The following is a 20,009-nucleotide window of genomic DNA, read 5'->3' on the forward strand; positions in this document are numbered from 1 at the left end:
TTATCTCTTCCTTGCTACACGTCGTTCATAAACAGAGTTAAGTCGTTCTTGAATAACTTTATTGTTTGGGTACTCACCTAAAATTGAATAATAAAGATCATAAGCCGTTTGTAAGCGCTCAATAGTTTCATAGCAATTGGCCATTAGAAATATTGCACGGACTTTTAAATCACGGCGGTCTTCACGTTTTATGTATTCACGAAAATATTGGATAGCGCGGTTCCATTCTTGCTTATCAAAATATAGAACACCAGATTGATAAAAGCTATCCACAAAGTATTTATGGTTACCATTATTATGCATCGTAACCAAATGCTTTGTGGCCATATCATATTTCTTTAACTTGATATATGAAATTGCTAAGCGATATTCATAGAGATCATGATTAGAAAGCTTAGGTCTAAAGTCTGAAAGCTTACTGTAAACATCAGCGGCTTTCTCATAGTCATTGATATATAAAAAAGCAATCTCACCAATTCTTTCTTGTGTTTTTACAAGCCAAACTGGATCTGTTGTAAGCTTTGGAATTTTTTCGTAGAAAGCAATACCCTTATAGTATTGTCCTAGAGAAACAGAATAAAGTTCTGCTATTTGGTAATTAACTTTAATTTTAATTTCATCATTTGGCGCCATCTCAAGTATCTTATGATACTGCTTCACCGCCAGGGCATATTCTTGATTAGTAATATAATTTTGAGCAATTAAAATATCCTTGTGAATTCTTGGTGTGAAGTCACAAGCAGACATGAAAAGTCCTAAAACTAAAAAGGCCAGCACATGGCCGGCCCTTTTAAGTATGTGAAAATTATTCTTCAGTATTTTCATCAATTCCGTCGTTTTCTGGCTCAACAATCTTAGCGATTGAAACAACCTTCTCACCTTCTTTTGGCTTAATAAGACGTACACCTTGAGTTGCACGACCCATTAGAGAAATTCCAGAAACCTTAGTTCTAACAACCTGGCCACGATCTGTAATGATCATTAAATCATCAGATTCAATAACAGGCTTAATCTGAACAATCTCACCATTCTTATCAGTAAGTCTCATAGCTAGAATCCCTTTCCCACCACGAGTTTGCTTACGATATTGTGAAGATTCAGTACGTTTACCGTACCCATTTTCAGTTACCGATAGAATTTCCATATTATCATCAATTAATTCCATTCCGATAATACGCTCTTCTTCAGCATTGATATTAATCCCTTTTACACCTTGAGAAACACGTCCCATAGCACGAGCATCTGAAGTGTCGAAACGGATAATTTTACCAGCTGATGAACAAAGAAGGATATCTTTTGAACCATCATTGATTCTAACATTTACAATATGATCACCATCTTGAAGCTTAATTGCAATTAGACCTGACTGCTTAACATTAGAGTATTCAGAAAGGGCCGTCTTCTTAACAAGACCTTTATTAGTTGCAAAAATTAAGTACTTCTCTTCCATATCCATATCGTGTGGAATTCTAATAATTTCTGTTACACGATCTCCACTTGGGATTTGGATTAGGTTAGCGATATTTCTACCTTTAGAAGTTCTAGTTCCTTCTGGCATCTCATAAACTTTCTTAGAGAAAACTTGTCCACGAGATGTGAAGAATAGAAGCTTATCATGTGTATTAGCTGTAAAAATATTTGTGAAGAAATCATCTTCATTTGCAGCACCCTTAACACCTTTTCCACCACGCTTTTGCGCTTTGTAAGTATCAAGTGGCATACGTTTTACGTATCCTTTATGAGTGATTGTTACAATCATCTCTTCTTTTGCAACTAAATCTTCAATTTGAATTTCGTCTGCTTTTGCAACGATTTCAGTTCTTCTTTCATCTCCAAATTTTTCGATGATTTCTGTGAACTCTTCTTTGATGATATTTTTAATTTTTTCTTCAGAACCTAAGATTCCTTCTAAACGTGCAATCTCTTTCATAATTGCTTCATAGTCTGCAATGATCTTATCTCTTTCAAGACCAGTTAGACGTTGAAGTCTCATATCAAGAATTGCTTGAGCTTGAATTTCACTTAATGAGAATGTTGACATTAATTTCTCACGAGCATCTGTAGGCCCGTCAGACTTTTTAATCATCTCAACAACTTCATCAATATTTTCAACAGCTACTTTTAAACCTTCTAAGATATGCGCTCTTTCACGTGCTTTCTTCAGTTCATAAACTGTACGACGAATAATAATTTCACGTCTGTGATCAATGAAGCACTCAAGTTGTTCTTTAATATTTAGAACTTTTGGAGAAGAGTTAACGATTGAAAGGAAAATAATACCAAAAGAAGACTGAAGAGCAGTCTGCTTATAAAGCTTATTCATGATTACTGTAGCAATCTCACCTTTTTTAAGATCAATTACAACACGAATACCTTCACGCGAAGATTCATCACGAAGATCAGAGATACCAACAAGTGACTTAGAATTTACTAGGTCAGCAATCTTTTCAATTAGTTTTGCTTTATTAACTTGGTATGGAAGTTCAGTAATAACAATTCTTTCACGATCTTGTTTCTTACCATGTGTTTCCACATCCATTTTTGCACGCATTTGAACAACACCCTTACCTGTTTTATAGGCAGAGCGGATACCTTCAGTTCCATGGATCGTTCCTGCAGTTGGAAAGTCAGGACCAGGAATAACTTGCATGATTTCATCAATCGTCATATCGCGATTATCAACAAGTTGAGTAAGTGCTGTCATAACTTCTGTTAAGTTATGTGGTGGAATGTTTGTGGCCATACCTACGGCAATACCAGCAGATCCATTAACTAGAAGATTAGGAATCTTTGATGGAAGAACTGTTGGCTCTTTTAAAGAGTCATCGTAGTTAGGTTGCCAATCAACTGTTTCTTTATCTAAGTCTTTTAGCATCTCTTCAGAAAGCTTTTGCATTCTGATCTCTGTATACCTCATGGCCGCAGCATTATCACCGTCAATTGAACCGAAGTTACCTTGTCCTTGAACCATTGGATATCTCATTGAGAAATCTTGGGCCATACGAACGATTGTATTATAAACCGCAGAGTCACCGTGTGGGTGATACTTACCAATAACATCCCCGACAACACGGGCAGATTTTAGAAATGGTTTATTGTGATAGTTACCAAGTGAGTGCATTGCATACAGACAACGACGGTGAACTGGCTTCATTCCGTCACGTACGTCTGGAAGTGCACGCCCAACGATTACAGACATAGCGTAATCGAGGTAACAATTTTTCATTTCATCGCGAATACCGATTTGTTGAATATTTCCGTGATTGTGGCTTCCACCATCACCGTTATCATTTTCTGTAATATTTGTTTCATCAGTCATGTTTATTTCCTCTTAATCAACGTAAACGTTTATACGTCTAGGTTCCTTACATTAAGTGCATTTTCTTCAACAAATTGTCTTCTTGGCTCTACCTGGTCACCCATTAGAACAGAGAATACAGAGTCTGCTTCAATCGTATCTTCAATCTTAACCTGTAGAAGTGTACGGTTTTCAGGATTCATTGTTGTTTCCCAAAGTTGTTCAGGGTTCATTTCTCCAAGACCCTTATAACGTTGGATATATGCACCTTGTTTTGCATCATCGATAACAAAACTTGCAAATTCACGAAGAGCTTCAAATTCTCTCGAGTTACCTTTTTCAGGTTGATATAAGAACTTCCCTATTTTGTATTTTTGAATTCCATCGTAGAGATTAATTAAATCTGCATACTCTGATGAATCAAGGAAGTACGAAGATAACTTAAACTTCTTAGTGCGTGCTGTTGTTTTAACAGTAATACGAAGTTGGAAACACTCATGCTCTTTATCTTCTTCAATAGTAAAAGCATAATTTCTTAATGTTTCAGCTTCATTTGCTTTAAAGTGAGTATCTAAGTCAGTAACAATTTTCTCTAACTTTGCTTTATCTTTTAAATCAGCAGCTCTTATTCCAATCTCTTCAACAAGATGTCTAAGAAGTAACGTATCAAAGTGAATATCGTAAGATTTAAGTGTCTTATCGTATTGAGAGAATTTATTAACTAAATTCTTAGCTGTATCTTCTTCAATCATTTCACCATTGAAGTTAATTGCTGTTCCTTCAATTGCGTTTGCAACAAGGAAAGTCTCAAGAGCTTTTTCATCTTTAAGATAAATCTCTTTCTTACCTTTCTTGTATTTATATAATGGTGGTTGTGCAATATACACATAACCTTGCTCAATAAGTTCTGGGAACTGACGATAAAGAAGAGTCAGAATTAGAGTTCTAATGTGAGACCCATCGACGTCGGCATCTGTCATAATAACAAGTTTATGGTAACGAAGTTTTGAGATATCAAAATTCCCTTTACCAATTCCTGTTCCCATTGCTTGAACAATCATTTTAATTTCGGCATTACCAAGCATTTTGTCATAACGTGCTTTTTCAACGTTTAGAATCTTCCCTTTTAGTGGAAGTACAGCTTGATACTTTCTATCACGTCCCTGTTTTGCAGAACCACCGGCAGAGTCACCCTCAACGATATAAATTTCAGAAAGTGCTGGATCTTTTTCCTGACAATCTGCCATCTTACCTGGAAGGCCACCCATATCAAGTACTGATTTTCTTCTCGTTAATTCACGAGCGCGACGTGCAGCTTCTCTTGCCGCCGCAGCATCAACTGATTTTCTAATAATAGTTTTTGCAGTTGTTGGGTTTTCTTCAAAGTATCTCTTAAGGGCATCACCAACTAGTGAATTAACAATACCTTCAACTTCTGAGTTACCAAGCTTATCTTTTGTTTGACCTTCAAATTGAAGTTCTGGAAGCTTAACAGAGATAATGGCAGTTAAACCTTCTCTCATATCATCACCAGTTAAGTTTGTTTTAATCCCTTTAATAAGATTATTTTCTTTAGCATATGCATTTAGAACACGAGTAAGTGCTGTTTTAAATCCAGAGATATGTGTTCCACCACCTGGAGTTGTAATTGCATTTGCATAACCTGAAAGAACTTCTGAGTATGAATCCGTCCATTGCATTGAAATTTCAACTTCGTAATCTTCACGAGATTCAACAATGTAAATAGGAGTTTTGTGAACAACAGTTTTAGCTCTGTTTAGATATTCTACGAACTCAACAAGTCCACCTTCATAATGGAAAGTTTCTTTTTTATCAGTTCTTTCATCTTTAACAACAATTTTAAGACCTTTGTTAAGGAAGGCCATCTCTCTAAAACGATTTGTTAATGTATCGTAATTGAAATCTAAAACTTCAAAGATTTCATTATCTGGTTTGAAAGTAACGGAAGTACCTGTTTGCTCAGGATCTTCTAACTCACCTACAACTTTCAATGGAGCAACAGCTTCACCATGTGCAAATTCAACTTGGTGAATTTTTCCATGTTTTTTAACTTCAACTTTTACCCATTTAGAAAGGGCATTAACTACCGCGGCACCAACTCCGTGAAGACCACCAGAAACTTTATAAGCTCCACCCTCTTCATTGAACTTTCCACCTGCGTGTAGTTTTGTATAAACAAGCTCAGCAGCTGAAACACCTTCAGTTGGGTGCATATCAACAGGAACACCACGACCATCATCAATTACAGTAACTGAGTTATCGACGTGAATGATAACTTTAATTTCACTACAGTATCCTGCAAGTGCTTCATCGACTGCGTTATCGACAATCTCATATACACAGTGATGAAGACCACGAAAGGCCGTATCACCAATATACATACCTGGTCTTTTTCTTACTGCTTCTAGTCCTTCAAGAACTTTAATCTGGCTAGCGCCATATTCTTGTCCGACCTTACCAATACTTCCTGCTTGATTTTCTTGATTTTCCAAAAGGAACCTCTCTTCCAATTTCTTGTGTCAGTGTGTTGTTGTTTTAAAAATATATTTTTGGAAGATAGATTAGTGAATGGATCCATTAGAGATATAGATCTTATTTGCTCCATCAATTTTTTCTAATTCTTCCTTAAATTTTTCATTTGCCGTTGTAATTAATACTTGGAACTCTCGTTGTTCCAAAAAATTTACAAGCCTACCCCATCTCGCTTTGTCTAATTCCCCTGAGACATCGTCGATAAGTACAATTGGATAGGTGTATAAGTTATACCTAAATAGCTCTATATAGGCAAATATGAGGCTCAAATAAGACATTTTTTGTTGGCCTAGAGAGCAGAACTCATAGGCATTCATTCCATCAAAAAGAAGCACGTAGTCATCTTTGTGGACTTGATACGTCGTATGCCCCACAACTAGGTCCTTTTCAAGTCTTTGTTGCATGTAATCAAAGATCATATCTGGTGAAAAGCCGTGAAAGCGTGAATCGACTTGGATATTAAGCTCGTGTTCTTCTGAAAAAATGTCGCGATAAGTTTTTTCACAATATGGAATTAACTCGGCTACAAATTGATTTCTCATGGCCACTAGCTCGTAAGCGTAATCTGCCATTTGACGATCAATAACTTGTAGCTGCTCTCTAAATTGTGGTGGCTTTTTAGAAAGAAGTACGTTTCTAAATCTAAGAGAAGAATTGTACTGATTTAATACTTTCTTATAATCCCGACTAAGTAGTGATAAGTGATCATCAAACCACTTTCTTCTAAAGCTTGGAATATTAGAAAATGAATATGAATCAAATGGATTAATAAATACTAATTTTGCATCAAGCTTTTTCTTGGTGTTCTTTCCATTTAGAGTCCACGAAGAACCATTAGGATTCATCTTTCCAGTAAAAGTGATTTGATCACCTTCATTTTCAAAAAGAGATGAAAATAATATTTCAGGATTATCCCCATCAATACTTAATAACTGTGGAAAAGTTGTATTTTTACGAAAAGATTTTCGAGTTACTAACACATGAAGCGCTTCTAATATATTTGTCTTACCATTTCCATTCTCTCCCAAGATACAATTTATATTCTTATTGAAAGATATAATATCTGGCTGGAGGTTACGGAAGTTTGTAATCTGTAACTTAGATAGCTTCAAAATAATATAATCTCTTAGATTCTAAGTGGCATAATGATTCCAAGATAGTTTTGGATATCATTTGATCTTACAATCACAGCTGAGAATTCATTATTGAATTCAAAAGTAATATTTTCTGAATTTAAAATTGCAATTGAATCTAATAAGAATCGTGCATTAAATCCAATTTCAAGCTCCTTACCATTGTAATCAACAGCGATCGTCTCTTTCGCATCTCCAAGTGAAGGATGGTTAGCAGAGATTGTCATATGGTTTTCAGTAAGCTTGATCTTAACTGCATTTGATTTCTCATTAGACATAATTTTAATACGTCTAATAGCATGCTGAAGAGTTTCTTTATCAGCTGTTAGTGAATAAGTCGTCTTAGCTGGAATTACAGCTTGATACTTTGGATATTCTCTAGCAATTAAACGAATACCTAATTGGTATTGCTCATTAGCTGTTACATATAAATAAGAGTCATCAACAGAAATAAACAGATTAGCACCTGGATAAGTTTCTGCAACCTTTCTAAGTTCTGATACACCTTTCTTTGGAATGATAATTCCATTAATAAGTGCTTCATTATTTTGTTCTGCTATGTCGTGTTCAATTAGTGATAATCGATGACCGTCTGTTGAGACAGCTCTTAACTTCCCTTCTACTTCTTGAAAATATATTCCGTTAAAGTGAAGTCTCGTTTCATCATTTGAAATAGCATATGAAGTTTTTGTGATTAGATTTAATAGATCATCTGAATTTAGATTGAATGTATTTTCATTTCCAAAATGTAGGTTTGGAAATTCATCTGATTCATAAATTAAAAGTGAATAATGGATATCTTCACAATTTATTTTTAGAAGATTTTCACCTTCTTCCAACTCCATGTTGATATCTGTGTTAGGAAGTTCTTTTAATATATCAAATAGATTCTTAGCGTTTATACAAAATGAAGCTGAACCTTCAGTTGATGCATTTATTGAATACTTTGCTGATACTTCTAAATCTGTAGCTGATAAATATATTTTCTCATTGCTAACAGTTAGTAACGTATAAGTTAAGATTGGTCTTGAATTCTTCTTATCAATTACAGTTAAAATTTTATTTAGTGCATCTCTTAAGTTATCTGTATCTACCCTAAGCTTCATTTTTAATCCTATCAGAAATAATTGTGCTATTGTTGTATAATGGAAAACACCAGTTAGCAAGCTAGCATAGGCGTTTTAAGTGTTTCTCTTTTTATATATATTTATATTAATATAATATATAATCCTGTGGAAAAGTGTATAAGCTTCTACTTCCCTATTAGATCTTCATTCTCTCGATTTCCCATTTGTGAGCAATGGTTGATTAGTTTTTTTAACTCAATGCACACATTCGTATATTATCATTTCGGTAACAATATATTGACGTTATTAGATTTTTACTCACGGCCAAATGTTGATAATTTTAGGTCGAGTTAAATTGCTTAACTTTTTATTAATTTGGCCATTCATTTACTCACATTTTGCAAACATGTTGATAACTTTTTTATCCACGGCCTACGTTTTTGTCGATTATATTATTAACGGCCGTGAATAAATTCTAAAATATGTTCTAAGTTATTAATTTTAAAACATTTATTAATCCACAATTAAGTTTGTTGGCCGTGAATTGGCCGCTAATGGCCGTGGATAACTGTGATCTCGTCGGACCAAAGTTGACTAGTCAAATACTGCTGTGAATTTGTCGGCCATTTGACTAGTCATATAATCAACATTTCACAAATTTCATGTGGATTAAATTGTGTCTTTGTCAGTGTTGGCCAATCATTTACTCACGGCCGAGTAGTCATCAAGGTCGACTTCGGCTCCTGCCTCTCGTCGACATACCGTCCATCCTGGACATAAAAAAGACCACTCATTGAGTGGCCTATTTTTGGATAGTCATTTGACTAGTCAGAATTTAATTTGGATTTAGTAGTGATTAAAGTTGATTTTCAATCGTCATAATAGTCTTAGAAAGTAGGGGATCTTGCGATAATCTTTCTGAAATCTTCTGTTCTGCGTGTACAACAGAGCTATGATCACGACCACCAAAGAAGCGACCAATTTCCTCATGAGTTGCATTTGCAAGCTTACGACATAAGTACATGGCCACAAAGCGAGCGTTAGCAATATCTTTCGTACGTGATTTTGACTTTAAATCAGCAACAGGTATTTTAAAATATTGAGATGTTTGCTTAGCAATACCTTCGATTGTAATTTTCTTCTCATCTTCAAAATCTCGAAGAGCAAGAACCTCTTTAACCATCTCTAATTCAATATCAACCTTCATGATATCAGAGTAGGCTGAAAGCTTTATTAGAGCACCTTCAAGCTCTCTAATTGAGTTTTTAACATTACATGCAATTAGATTAACAATATCTTCAGAAAGGAATAGGTCGAGATCATCTGCCTTAGCATTAATGATAGCAACTCTTGTTTCAATATCTGGCTTTTGAATATCAACAACTAGACCCCATTGTAGGCGAGTCTTGATTCTCTCTTCTAGACCATTAATCTCTTGAGGTGTCTTATCAGAAGTGAAGATTAACTGTTTTCCTTTTTGATAAAGCTCATTAAAGATATGGAAGAATTCGCGTTGAGTTCCTTCTTTGCCTTTAAGTTCATGAACATCATCAATCATAAGAACATCAACTTTCTCTGAATACTTTTGACGAAATTCTGGAAGTTGTTTGTTGCGAATCGATTCAATCATTTCCTTCATAAAGTCACGTGCTGTAATTAAGCAGATAACAAAGTGAGGGTATTGATTTTGAATTCCGTTGGCCATGGCATGTAAGAGGTGAGTCTTACCAAGTCCAGAATTCGAATGAATATAAAGAGAAGGGTATTTACCTGCTTTACCAGGGCTTTTAGCAATTGCTAGTGAAGCAGCGTAGGCCATATTATTAGATGGTCCGATTACGAAGTTCTTAAACGTCTTACTCTTATCGATTACAATATTATTATAATCATCACTTACGTGATCGATATATTTTGATTCTACCTTTGATAGAAGATCTTCCTGTACAGGCTCTAGATCAAGCGAAAATGAAATTTCATTTGCTGATTTAGGTCGATTCTGAGCTGGTTCTATAGGACCAGATGAATTTAAGCTCTGAGATAGTGTAGTTTGGCCATTATTAGCTAAGTTGTTGTTATTATTAGTGACGATAACGATTTGGTATGATTTACCTAACGTATTTACAATACTTTGGCTAATTTGCTCTAAATTCTTCTCAATGAATGACTTAATGAAATTTGTTGTTGTTGAGAATGTAGCTCTCTCACCATCAATATTAACAAGGCGAAAGAATTCACCTTGAAAAAATGATGCATACTTTTGCGGATTTATCAGTGATTTCAGTGAGTTATGTATTTCACAATTCATCATCTCTAACTCTTCGGCACTAAAGAAGTCATCTGATAGGCTAGAGTAGTCTTGAGAAGGATTACTATTTAAGCTTTGCTTGATATTGAAGGGATCTTCAATGATATTCTTATTTGCTAAGTCTTCAATATTATTAACTTTACTGTGTCCTAATTCATTGTGTGTGTTCGTGTTTGAGTTTGAATTTTTTAAAAATTCATTAAAAGGAAAGTTTCCCTGCATGATCTATTCCCTTGAGCTGCACTCGTCAATTTTTCTTTAATTCTGTGTTGTGGGGCAAATTTGTATCATGGCCCAAAATCCTAGGCCAATAAAAAAATAAGTTTTTTACGCATGGCCAAATAAATCAAATATTTTGGCCTGCACTATCTACAGGGCCATTGACCGGTGATGCGAAATGGTATAATACTAGCCCTTACAATATTAATTTTAAGTTTAACAGTTATAGTTAGGTAGGTTGAAGATGTCTAAAAGAACTTGGCAGCCAAAAAGAAAGAAAAGAATGAGAGTACACGGTTTCCTTAAAAGAATGGAAACAGCTGGTGGTCGCAACGTTATCAAGGCTCGTAGAGCTAAGGGACGTAAGCAACTTACAGTTTCTCACGGTAAGAAATAATGGAATCAGTTGATAGCACTTTTGATAAAAGTTCAAGATTGCTATCAACTGAAGATTTCTCTTATCTTCGAAAGAATTCAAAAATTATCACTGATCGCTGGCTAAGAGTTTATTATAAGCCATCGCGAATTAATTCTGAAACTTCTAGAATCGGATTTTCTGTTACCAAAAAAGTAGGTAAGGCAAATAAGCGCAATCTTTGTAAGCGTTTAATTCGCGAATTTTTTCGTATGAGTCCTTATCGTAATGATGGGAAAGATATCATGGTAGTTGTTTCTAATCGTCTTTTTAAACAATCCGAAGATCCCAAAAAAGACCTCAAAATCTCTTTAGAAAGAGCATTCGCAAAACTGCAATAAAAAGTTAACAAGTGCCGTAGGGCATGTTAAAAATCCTGTACTTATAATTACCAGTTTAGGAGTTATCACGCATGAATAATGATCAAAAACGCACCGTTTTAGCGTTTGTATTAGCAGGTGTTATTGTCTTCACATGGCAAGCGCTTTTTAGTCCAACTCAAAACACTCAAACACAAGTTAAGCAAGAGCAGTCAACAGCTCAAACTCAAGCTAATTCAGAAACGACTTCGCAAGAGTCTACAACTCCTAAGGCAATTGCTACGAGTTCAGCAAAAGCAACAAATCTTAAAAGTGTCACTTTAGAGAATGGACCTTATAGCTATACTGTAAATAGCGATCTTTCTTTTAAAGCAGCTACTGGAAATAAAACGGCCATGAGTTTAAAGGAATTATCTGATAAAGATAACTTCTTTGCTTTTAAAGTAATTGATATCAACAATAACCTTCAAAACTTTAATTTTGTTTTTGATGAGAAAACATCACCAAATGAAGTTGTTGCAAATGATTTAGAAAAAAATATTTCTATTCGTTTAAGTCTTCTGGATGATGGGCGTTTAAGTTATGAAATCGAAGGTACACAAGACTTTAGACTTTCATACAATATGTCTTCATCAGAAAAACAATCTGATAACAGAACTTACCGTCAATATATTCTTCAAACAGTTGATACTGAACGTCTAAACTTAGAATCAGATGAGAATGGGGAAGGCAAGTTAAAGTGGTTAGGATTAGATTTTAATCACCATGTATTTTTAAATGTATTTAATGAAAAACAAACAATTAATTATCTGACGACTGAAAGTGGAGATGCTTTCTTTCAAACAGTTCGTGGTAAAAAAACTTATAACGGTTATATGTTATATGCTCTTAAAAATTATGATTACCTTCTAGCTTTTGACGATCAACTCGATCTTTCAATTGATTTTGGTATCTTTGGAATTTTTGCTGTTCCAATTCTTAAAGCAATGCAATTCGTATATAAGTATGTAGGTAACTACGGTATTGCTATTATTCTTTTAACACTTGTTATTCGTATCGCAACATACCCGCTGCAAGCTAAGTCTTTCCGTTCAATGAAGAAGATGCAAAAACTTCAACCTGAAATTGCTAAGCTTAAAGAAAAGTATGCTGATGATCCAATGAAGCAACAGAAAGCAACAATGGAATTATTTAAAAGATCTGGAGCTTCACCATTAGGTGGATGTTTACCAATGGTTCTTCAAATTCCTATTTTCATTGCTTTCTATCAAGCAATTTCAAATTCAGTTGAACTAGTTGGTTCTCCATTTTACTTTTGGTTAACTGACCTTAGTGCAAAGGATCCATATTACATTCTGCCTGCGATTATGGGTATTACAATGCTAGCTCAAACTAGACTTAACCCTTCAACATCAGCAGATCCTAATCAACAAAAGATTATGTATATCATGCCAATTGTTTTCATTTTTATTATGAAAGATCTACCGGCAGGATTAAATCTTTACTTTGCAGTTTCAAATATTTTAGGGATTGCACAGCAGTTATACGTTTATAAAACAGCAGACGCATAAAAAATGATATACCAAACGGATGACCAACCTATTGTCGCATGCTCTACCGGCTTAAGTGAGAATACGGCCATAGGGGTTATCCGTTTATCTGGTTTTACCGATCTAGTTGGTTCTATAGGACCATTTTTCAAAAAAGACCTTTCAAAACTTGAAATAAGAAAAGCGACATTTGTTAATCTCTATGACATTGATGGAAACTTCCTGGATGAAGTAGTTATCACTTATTTTAAGGGACCTAATAGTTACAATGGTGAAAATATATTAGAGATTGCAGCTCATGGAAATACACTTAATTTAAAGCGTATTATGAATGCATTCATTAACTCTGGTAATTTTCGTCTCGCAAAAAATGGTGAATTCACTTATCGAGCACTAAAGAATAAGAAGCTCTCTCTTGCACAAGTTGAAGGACTTGATGCTCTCCTAAATGCTTCTTCTTCTCTAATGCTTGATGAAGGACTTAAACTTTTAAATGGAAGCCTTTATCAAAAATACACTGATCTCTACGATAAGTTTTTAAAACTGAAAGCTGCAGTTGAAATTAATATCGATTTTGCTGAAGACGTAGGGGAGGAACAGTCGCAGAAACTTTTAGATGAGGCCGTTTCTGATATTAGTAAGCATATTAGCTCACTTCACAGAAGTGCAAGTGTGAACGCTAAAAGCTTAATGTCGCCAGATATAGTTCTATGTGGTGAACCGAACGCTGGAAAGAGTTCTCTCTTTAATTTATTCCTCGATGAATCCCGCTCAATTGTTTCAGATATTGCAGGAACCACTCGTGACTATATTTCTGAATATATCAGCCTTGGAAATGAAACATTTAAATTAGTGGATACGGCCGGTCTACGCAATACAACTGATGTCATTGAAGAAGAAGGAATAAAGAGAAGTCGTAATCTTATCGACAATGCATTTTATAAAATTCTTCTAGTTAATATAAATGAAGTAGAAAAATACCAATATCACGATATCAAAGAGACACTTTTTGATGCTCTTATCTTTACACATTTTGATGAGTTTGAGGGTGATCTAAATTTAGATACTTTAAAATCAAATCTTCCAAAGGCTATTAAATACTATAGTGCCGACACTTCAAAAGGCGAGGGGAGACTTGTTGAAATAAGTGGTCCTATCGGACCAAAAACAACAAGTGGTTCTATAGAACCAAAAGAATTAGAAGAATTTAATATTGGTCCTATGGGGGCAAATCAAAAAAATGGTCCTATAGAACCACAGGACAATACTGGTCCTACAGGGGCAAAACTTGAAAACAATCAAAAGACTGGTCCTATAGAACCACCTCATATAACTGACTTAATTACTCAAGATATACTATCTAAGTATACGAAATTACGTAATAGTGACCCGATCTCAATCGAAAGACACCGTATTCTCATCAATGATATTTATAGTAAATTCAGTGAGTTCACAAGTAATATCAAGTACTTAGATGATATTGCTATCATATCTTCTGAAGTTTCAATACTTGAAAAGAAAACCGCAGAACTTATTGGAATTATCAGTCCAGATGATACCCTGACACATATATTTACCAACTTTTGTATCGGTAAATAATATATAAACCATTGATTTTTCTTAAAATATAGCTTAAATGTTCCACGTAGAACTTTATTATTAGAACTGCGCCCATTTGTTCCACGTAGAACAAGCCAGGGCAATAGTTCCACGTGGAACACGTGTGAAATTGGAAAAACTATGTTTGATGTAGCAATTATAGGTGGGGGACATGCTGGGCTTGAAGCTGCTTGGGCCGCTGCTCAATTCGATTTAAAGGTTGCGATCGTAACGATGCCAGGGGTAAGTATTGCTTCAGCTCCCTGTAACCCAGCAGTTGGTGGTGTTGGTAAAGGTCAGGTAGTTCGTGAGATTGATGCCCTTGGCGGCATTATGGGAAAGCTTGCAGATCGCAGCGCTATTCAATACCGTACATTAAATGAGTCAAAAGGTTACGCTGTCCAGTCGACACGTGTCCAAATCGATAAAGAAGTCTATGCAAGAAATGCAGAAACTGAGGTCGCTGCTAATAAGAATATCACCGTTATTCGTGAAATGGTGGAAAGGGTTAGTAAAGACCAAGAGCAGTTTCTCATTAAGACAACTGAAGGCGAGTATCTCTCTAAGAAGATTGTTGTAACAACAGGAACTTTCCTTGCTGGAAAAATGCATACAGGTGAGGAGCAGTCTGATGGTGGACGTGTTGATTGTCTAAAGGCCGATTCTCTAGAGAATATCTTTGTGGGTGTTACTGCACTTAAAACAAGGTTTAAAACAGGAACTCCTGCTAGGTTGAAACGTGATTCTATCGATTTTTCAAAGATGGTAGAGCAGGAAAGCGATATCAATGCTGTTAACTTCCACTATGGACATGATCTTAATGAGAGGTTTATTGATCAAGTTTCATGTCATTTAACAAAGACTAATGAAAAGACCCTTGGGATTATACGTGAGAATAAAGAGAGAAGTCCTATTTTTAATGGTCAAATTAAAGGCGTTGGTCCTAGGTACTGTCCTTCTATTGAAGATAAGGCCTACCGTTATGAAGAAAAAGATATTCACCATGTTTTTGTTGAACCTGAATCACATGAATTAGATACCTTTTATCCAAATGGCATCTCTACATCTCTTCCACGTGAAATTCAGTTGGATTTCATTAGAACAATAGAAGGCCTAGAGAATGCAGAGATTGCTGTCTATGGCTATGCTGTAGAATATGATGTTGTTGATACAACATGCTTAGATCTAACTCTTCAGTCCAAGGAGATGCCAGGATTGTACTTTGCAGGACAAGTGAATGGAACTTCTGGTTATGAAGAAGCTGCAGGACAAGGTTTAATTGCAGGGATAAATGCAGCGAGGTCTATAATAGGTGCAGACAAATTTATTCTTGATCGTGAAGATTCATATATTGGTGTTATGGTAGAGGATTTAGTTTCTAATAAGAGAGATGAACCTTATCGTTTATTTACTGCTAGAAATGAGAACCGTCTTTACGTACGTGAGGATAATACAATTCTACGTATGAAAAAATACCGTCAGGAACTGGGTCTTTTCGCAGAAGTTGATCGCTACCAGGATAAGTTTGAAAGAAGCTTTAATATTATATGGAGTGTAGCCAAGAACTATACGTATAAAGCTAATCCAAAGAATAAAGAATATTTCAAAGACAAGGGTTATGGGCCGCTTAATTCAAATATAACTCTTGCTGAACTTTCAAAGAGAGCACAACTTAATCCAGTAGATGTTCTCACTAGAGAATTGAGTGAGAATAATATGGCCTTCGATCCAAATGTGATTCGCACAGTAGCTATCTCTCTCAAATATGAAGGATATATTGATCGAGCATTAGTCGAAAATGCTAAGATTAATCGCTTAAGTAAAAAACCTATTAATTGGGAGCAATTAGTTGCAAGTGAAAATATCTCTTTCGAATGCCGTCAACGTATTACAGAAATTAAACCAGAAAGCTTTGGGCAACTCCAGAGAATAGTAGGTATTAGACCTGCGACCTTGGCCTTTGTGGCAGGAAATATTTTATGATGAAAGATACTGAGTTTTGCCAAAAGTATTTAGAACAAATTAATGGTCCATTTGCTGGTATTAATCTTACAAGAATTAATACACCAGAAGAGTTCCACGTGAAACAATATGTTGATAGTGTTAAGCCAATCGAAGAAGTGGAGTCACTAAAGAAGATCTATGACAAGACTGAGATTCATGTGGATATTGGTTTCGGTGGAGGTTTTCCATTACTGCCTTTAGCAAGTCTTAACCCTGACAAAAAGTATATTGGATTTGAAGCTAGAGGGAAAAAATCCAAAGTCGTTAATCAAATTGCTGAGGCCATCGGTTTAGATAATGTTAAGACATATCATCAAAGATTCGAGCACGTATACTTTGACCGTGATTGCACAATTACATTCAAAGCTGTTTCGACTATTGAAAATCTGCTTCCTAAAATAATCACAGATAAGAAAGTAAACGTGATCTTTTACAAGGGACCAAATTTCTACGAGCTTGAAGATCTTGATTGGCTTGGTGGTAAGTGGGACATTATAGAGGAAACATTGGTTGATATTCCTGGTACTGAGGGGCGTATGATGATTGCTCTTAGAAACAAGAATGTTCTACGTGGAACAGAAATTAACAATTTTCGAAAAAATAAAAATAAAAATCTTGTCACTTTGTCCTCATTTCTTTAAAAATATAGTAACAACTATATATATGGGGAGACATAAATGGCTAAAATTATTGCACTCATGAATCAGAAGGGTGGTGTTGGTAAGACAACAACCACAATTAATCTAGCAGCCTGCCTAGCAGTAGCCGAGAAAAAGACTCTGGTAATTGATCTAGACCCGCAGGGTAATGGTAGTGTTAGTTTAGGGCTTGATTCATCGCAGCATACAAATAGTAATGTATATCATGCAATGATTGGAAGAACTGATATTCGTGAAGCAATTTATGAAACAGAACTTCCTAACTTACATATTTGTCCTTCTGACAATAATCTATCTGGTGCCGAGATTGAATTAGTATCTGAGTTTGCACGTGAGTCTAAGTTAAAGACAGCTTTCATGCCTATTATGGACTCATATGACTACATCCTAATCGATTGTCCACCATCATTAGGTCTTCTAACTGTAAACGCTCTAAACGCAGCTGATAGCTTTATCGTGCCAATGCAAACAGAGTATTTAGCGATGGAAGGTCTTGCTCAATTAATTAATACAGTAAAACTAATAAAAGCGAATTTAAATCCAGCATTAGAAATGGACGGAATCGTCCTTACTATGTTTGATGGAAGAGCTTCTCTTCATAAACAAGTTTCTGAAGAGATTAGAAGGCACTTCGGCGATAAAGTGTTTCAAGCGGTAATACCTAGAAACGTAAAACTTGCCGAGTGCCCATCTTTTGGGAAACCAATCATTCTTTACGATATTGAATCAAAAGGTTCTGAAGCTTACCTTGCTCTAGCAAAAGAACTTATTATTAAAGATCGTGCTCAATCAGTAGAAACTCAAAATGGACTACCAGAGGTGCCTTCAGTTGATAATGTCGACAATACACTTCAAGGTAATATTCAATAGGTAAGGGGAAGAGAAAATGGCAAAGAAAGTAGCTCTAGGTAAAGGTATGGGTTCTCTTTTAGGTGGAACAAGTGGTTCTTCTAAAGCATCGAAAGCGCAAGCTGCATTTTCAGATCTCCAAAAGGTAGCGGCAGAAAATCAACCTGAAAAACCGGTACAAAGAGAAGCAGCAGTACAAGTTGAAACGAATCCATCAATGTTGGATATTACATCAATTCATGCAAACCCAAATCAACCACGTAAAATATTTAAAGAAGAAGAACTTCATGAGCTATCTAACTCAATTAAGGAAAATGGTGTTATCCAGCCTTTAATTGTTGTTAAAGCGGATGAAGGATATGAACTTGTAGCTGGTGAAAGAAGATTAAGAGCTTCAAAACTTGCTGGCCTTACTCAAGTTCCTGTTGTCATTAAAAGAGCAACTGATCGTGAAAAAATGGTTATGTCGATCATTGAAAACGTTCAACGTTCAGATCTAAATTGTGTAGAAGAAGCGCTAGCTTACTTTGGATTAATGGAAGACTACAACCTGACACAAGAAGAAGTTGCAAAGAAAGTAGGAAAGGAAAGATCAACAATTGCTAACTTCCTACGTATCCTTAAACTACCTCGTGATGTTGTCGATTTAATTCAAAAGGATCAGCTATCTTTTGGTCATGCTAAAATTTTAGCAGGTGTTAAAGAAAGAGAAGATTGTATTCGCATTGCAAATAAAGCAGCTGTAGATAATTTATCAGTTAGAGAAACTGAAAAACTAATTAAAGCTTCTAAACGTGCACCAAAAGACAAGAAAGAAGAGGAAGAAAACTTTGACTTCTTCAATGGCAAAATGTCTCAATATAGAGAGAAGCTTGAGCAGCGTACTGGGTACCACTTTGGTATTAAGACAAATAAGAGTGGCGGTGGTGAAGTCGTTCTTAAATTTGCTAATGAAGCTGAATTTAATGATATCTTTGAATATCTTTTAACTAATAGATAAAAATCGGTCCTATGGGACCAGTTGGATATAGTCTTAACTGGTCCTATAGAACCAAATAATGAAATAATTAAATTGGTCCTATAGAACCACCATGGAAAAAAGGTAAAGAGTATATGACACAAGGAACAATGGCAGCAATTATTGAAGATGGTTGTAAGCTTGAAGGCAATATTACACTTAATGGTGTTGGACGCATTGCAGGAATTGTGAACGGAACAATTTATTCTAATGATACGGTAATTATTTCAGAGGCCGCTGTTATAAATGCAGATATTATTGCTGATGTAATTATGATTAGTGGTATCGTAAAAGGTGATATTAAAGCGACTTCTCGCGTTGAAATTATCAAGCCAGCTCGCTTCGAGGGGACTATCACAACTCCTTCGCTGATTGTTGAAGATGGTGTTATCTTCCATGGAACAACGAAGATGCATGATGACAAATAATTAAATAAATTTGATTATTTACACCTTAATTAAAAATTAACAAACATTCAGAAATAACCGGTTTATCTTGACGATAGGCCATATAAAGTTTAATTATTAGTGAACTTTTAACCAATCATCTAGATGTAATTTGGAGTAGTCACTAATGGATACTATTCTTACAGTATTAAAATCACTACAAATCGATTCAACTTTATTCATTCAATTAGCTATTGTTACTGTTTTGTACTTTGTAACAAGAAACTTAATTTGGTCTAAGCTTCAAGATATTCTTGAAAATCGTGAAGCAAAAACGACTAAAATGGAGTCAGGAGCAGAGGAGAAAACTCGTCTAGCAACTGAGCTTGAAAAAGAATATAAAGTGAAAATTGAAAGTGCTCAATCAGAAGCTTTTTCTATCATTCAAGCAAAGAAAGAAGAAGTAACAAAGCGTGAAGCTGCAAAGGTTAAAGAACTAGCAGATAAACTTGAGTCTCAACTAAATGCTGAGAAGAATGAGTACGCAAAAGAATTAGAAGAAAAGAAAGTTGCCGTTATGAAAGATGCGGAAGAACTATCGTCACTTCTTGTAAACAAAATCGTTCAGTAAATT

General features: G+C 35.3%; 16 protein-coding genes. 10 read left to right on the top strand and 6 right to left on the bottom strand.

Annotation, left to right across the window (positions count from 1 at the left end):
* From ACMAZI_RS01190 to dnaA, 6 genes are all read right to left on the bottom strand, one after another.
* A complete protein-coding gene (locus tag ACMAZI_RS01190) occupies positions 1–825 on the bottom strand; it encodes a tetratricopeptide repeat protein (protein ID WP_120403957.1) in 825 nt (274 codons plus the stop codon).
* Entirely contained in the window at positions 806–3,319 is a 2,514-nt protein-coding gene (gene gyrA, locus ACMAZI_RS01195; protein ID WP_120403956.1) for a DNA gyrase subunit A, read from the bottom strand. The genes ACMAZI_RS01190 and gyrA overlap by 20 nt, the downstream gene beginning before the upstream one ends.
* A 29-nt stretch (positions 3,320–3,348) precedes the next feature.
* Positions 3,349–5,811, bottom strand: a complete 2,463-nt coding sequence (gene gyrB / locus ACMAZI_RS01200) for a DNA topoisomerase (ATP-hydrolyzing) subunit B (RefSeq protein WP_334677829.1) — start codon at positions 5,809–5,811, stop codon at positions 3,349–3,351.
* Positions 5,812–5,880: 69 nt separating this feature from the next.
* On the bottom strand, positions 5,881–6,963 hold the full coding sequence (gene recF / locus ACMAZI_RS01205; RefSeq protein ID WP_158536785.1) for a DNA replication/repair protein RecF: 1,083 nt from the start codon (positions 6,961–6,963) through the stop codon (positions 5,881–5,883).
* Between the two features lie 14 nt (positions 6,964–6,977).
* Positions 6,978–8,090: a DNA polymerase III subunit beta gene (dnaN, locus tag ACMAZI_RS01210; RefSeq protein WP_114705998.1), complete on the bottom strand. Its 1,113-nt coding sequence runs from the start codon at positions 8,088–8,090 to the stop codon at positions 6,978–6,980.
* Positions 8,091–8,907: 817 nt separating this feature from the next.
* Positions 8,908–10,578: a chromosomal replication initiator protein DnaA gene (gene dnaA / locus ACMAZI_RS01215; RefSeq protein WP_412473928.1), complete on the bottom strand. Its 1,671-nt coding sequence runs from the start codon at positions 10,576–10,578 to the stop codon at positions 8,908–8,910.
* Positions 10,579–10,819: 241 nt separating this feature from the next.
* Between dnaA and rpmH the strand changes: the two genes are divergently transcribed.
* The 10 genes from rpmH to ACMAZI_RS01265 all read left to right on the top strand — a co-directional run bounded on the left by rpmH (position 10,820) and on the right by ACMAZI_RS01265 (position 20,006).
* On the top strand, positions 10,820–10,972 hold the full coding sequence (gene rpmH, locus ACMAZI_RS01220; protein WP_103218603.1) for a 50S ribosomal protein L34: 153 nt from the start codon (positions 10,820–10,822) through the stop codon (positions 10,970–10,972).
* Entirely contained in the window at positions 10,972–11,331 is a 360-nt protein-coding gene (gene rnpA / locus ACMAZI_RS01225; RefSeq protein ID WP_114705996.1) for a ribonuclease P protein component, read from the top strand. The genes rpmH and rnpA overlap by 1 nt, the downstream gene beginning before the upstream one ends.
* A gap of 71 nt (positions 11,332–11,402) precedes the next feature.
* Positions 11,403–12,881, top strand: a complete 1,479-nt coding sequence (yidC, locus tag ACMAZI_RS01230; protein WP_412473927.1) for a membrane protein insertase YidC — start codon at positions 11,403–11,405, stop codon at positions 12,879–12,881.
* Positions 12,882–12,884: 3 nt separating this feature from the next.
* Complete coding sequence (locus tag ACMAZI_RS01235; RefSeq protein ID WP_412473926.1) at positions 12,885–14,459, top strand: tRNA modification GTPase; 1,575 nt, start codon at positions 12,885–12,887, stop codon at positions 14,457–14,459.
* A gap of 141 nt (positions 14,460–14,600) precedes the next feature.
* Positions 14,601–16,442, top strand: coding sequence for a tRNA uridine-5-carboxymethylaminomethyl(34) synthesis enzyme MnmG (gene mnmG, locus ACMAZI_RS01240; protein ID WP_120405624.1), 1,842 nt, complete (start codon positions 14,601–14,603; stop codon positions 16,440–16,442).
* Positions 16,439–17,104, top strand: coding sequence for a 16S rRNA (guanine(527)-N(7))-methyltransferase RsmG (locus ACMAZI_RS01245; protein ID WP_114705992.1), 666 nt, complete (start codon positions 16,439–16,441; stop codon positions 17,102–17,104). Before mnmG ends, ACMAZI_RS01245 begins: the two co-directional genes overlap by 4 nt.
* A 36-nt stretch (positions 17,105–17,140) precedes the next feature.
* Complete coding sequence (locus tag ACMAZI_RS01250; RefSeq protein ID WP_114705991.1) at positions 17,141–17,992, top strand: ParA family protein; 852 nt, start codon at positions 17,141–17,143, stop codon at positions 17,990–17,992.
* A gap of 16 nt (positions 17,993–18,008) precedes the next feature.
* The gene (locus ACMAZI_RS01255) at positions 18,009–18,971 is read left to right on the top strand and encodes a ParB/RepB/Spo0J family partition protein (RefSeq protein ID WP_114705990.1); all 963 of its coding nucleotides are present in this window, start codon (positions 18,009–18,011) and stop codon (positions 18,969–18,971) included.
* A gap of 113 nt (positions 18,972–19,084) precedes the next feature.
* Positions 19,085–19,417, top strand: a complete 333-nt coding sequence (locus ACMAZI_RS01260) for a bactofilin family protein (RefSeq protein ID WP_114705989.1) — start codon at positions 19,085–19,087, stop codon at positions 19,415–19,417.
* 145 nt (positions 19,418–19,562) lie between these two features.
* Positions 19,563–20,006 carry a hypothetical protein gene (locus ACMAZI_RS01265; RefSeq protein ID WP_114705988.1) on the top strand — a complete coding sequence of 148 codons (444 nt, stop codon included), beginning with the start codon at positions 19,563–19,565 and terminating at the stop codon, positions 20,004–20,006.
* The last annotated feature ends 3 nt before the right edge of the window (positions 20,007–20,009 follow it).

The organism is Halobacteriovorax sp. YZS-3-1 (genome assembly GCF_047084945.1).
Classification (GTDB): Bacteria; Bdellovibrionota; Bacteriovoracia; order Bacteriovoracales; family Bacteriovoracaceae; genus Halobacteriovorax_A; species Halobacteriovorax_A vibrionivorans.

Bases quoted from the DNA above. Each gene is read 5' to 3' on its own strand.
- ACMAZI_RS01190 (WP_120403957.1), bottom strand. From the start codon at position 825: ATGAAAATACTGAAGAATAATTTTCACATACTTAAAAGGGCCGGCCAT.
- gyrA (WP_120403956.1), bottom strand. From the start codon at position 3,319: ATGACTGATGAAACAAATATTACAGAAAATGATAACGGTGATGGTGGA.
- dnaN (WP_114705998.1), bottom strand. From the start codon at position 8,090: ATGAAGCTTAGGGTAGATACAGATAACTTAAGAGATGCACTAAATAAA.
- dnaA (WP_412473928.1), bottom strand. From the start codon at position 10,578: ATGCAGGGAAACTTTCCTTTTAATGAATTTTTAAAAAATTCAAACTCA.
- rpmH (WP_103218603.1), top strand. From the start codon at position 10,820: ATGTCTAAAAGAACTTGGCAGCCAAAAAGAAAGAAAAGAATGAGAGTA.
- rnpA (WP_114705996.1), top strand. From the start codon at position 10,972: ATGGAATCAGTTGATAGCACTTTTGATAAAAGTTCAAGATTGCTATCA.
- yidC (WP_412473927.1), top strand. From the start codon at position 11,403: ATGAATAATGATCAAAAACGCACCGTTTTAGCGTTTGTATTAGCAGGT.
- ACMAZI_RS01235 (WP_412473926.1), top strand. From the start codon at position 12,885: ATGATATACCAAACGGATGACCAACCTATTGTCGCATGCTCTACCGGC.
- mnmG (WP_120405624.1), top strand. From the start codon at position 14,601: ATGTTTGATGTAGCAATTATAGGTGGGGGACATGCTGGGCTTGAAGCT.
- ACMAZI_RS01245 (WP_114705992.1), top strand. From the start codon at position 16,439: ATGATGAAAGATACTGAGTTTTGCCAAAAGTATTTAGAACAAATTAAT.
- ACMAZI_RS01250 (WP_114705991.1), top strand. From the start codon at position 17,141: ATGGCTAAAATTATTGCACTCATGAATCAGAAGGGTGGTGTTGGTAAG.
- ACMAZI_RS01255 (WP_114705990.1), top strand. From the start codon at position 18,009: ATGGCAAAGAAAGTAGCTCTAGGTAAAGGTATGGGTTCTCTTTTAGGT.
- ACMAZI_RS01260 (WP_114705989.1), top strand. From the start codon at position 19,085: ATGACACAAGGAACAATGGCAGCAATTATTGAAGATGGTTGTAAGCTT.
- ACMAZI_RS01265 (WP_114705988.1), top strand. From the start codon at position 19,563: ATGGATACTATTCTTACAGTATTAAAATCACTACAAATCGATTCAACT.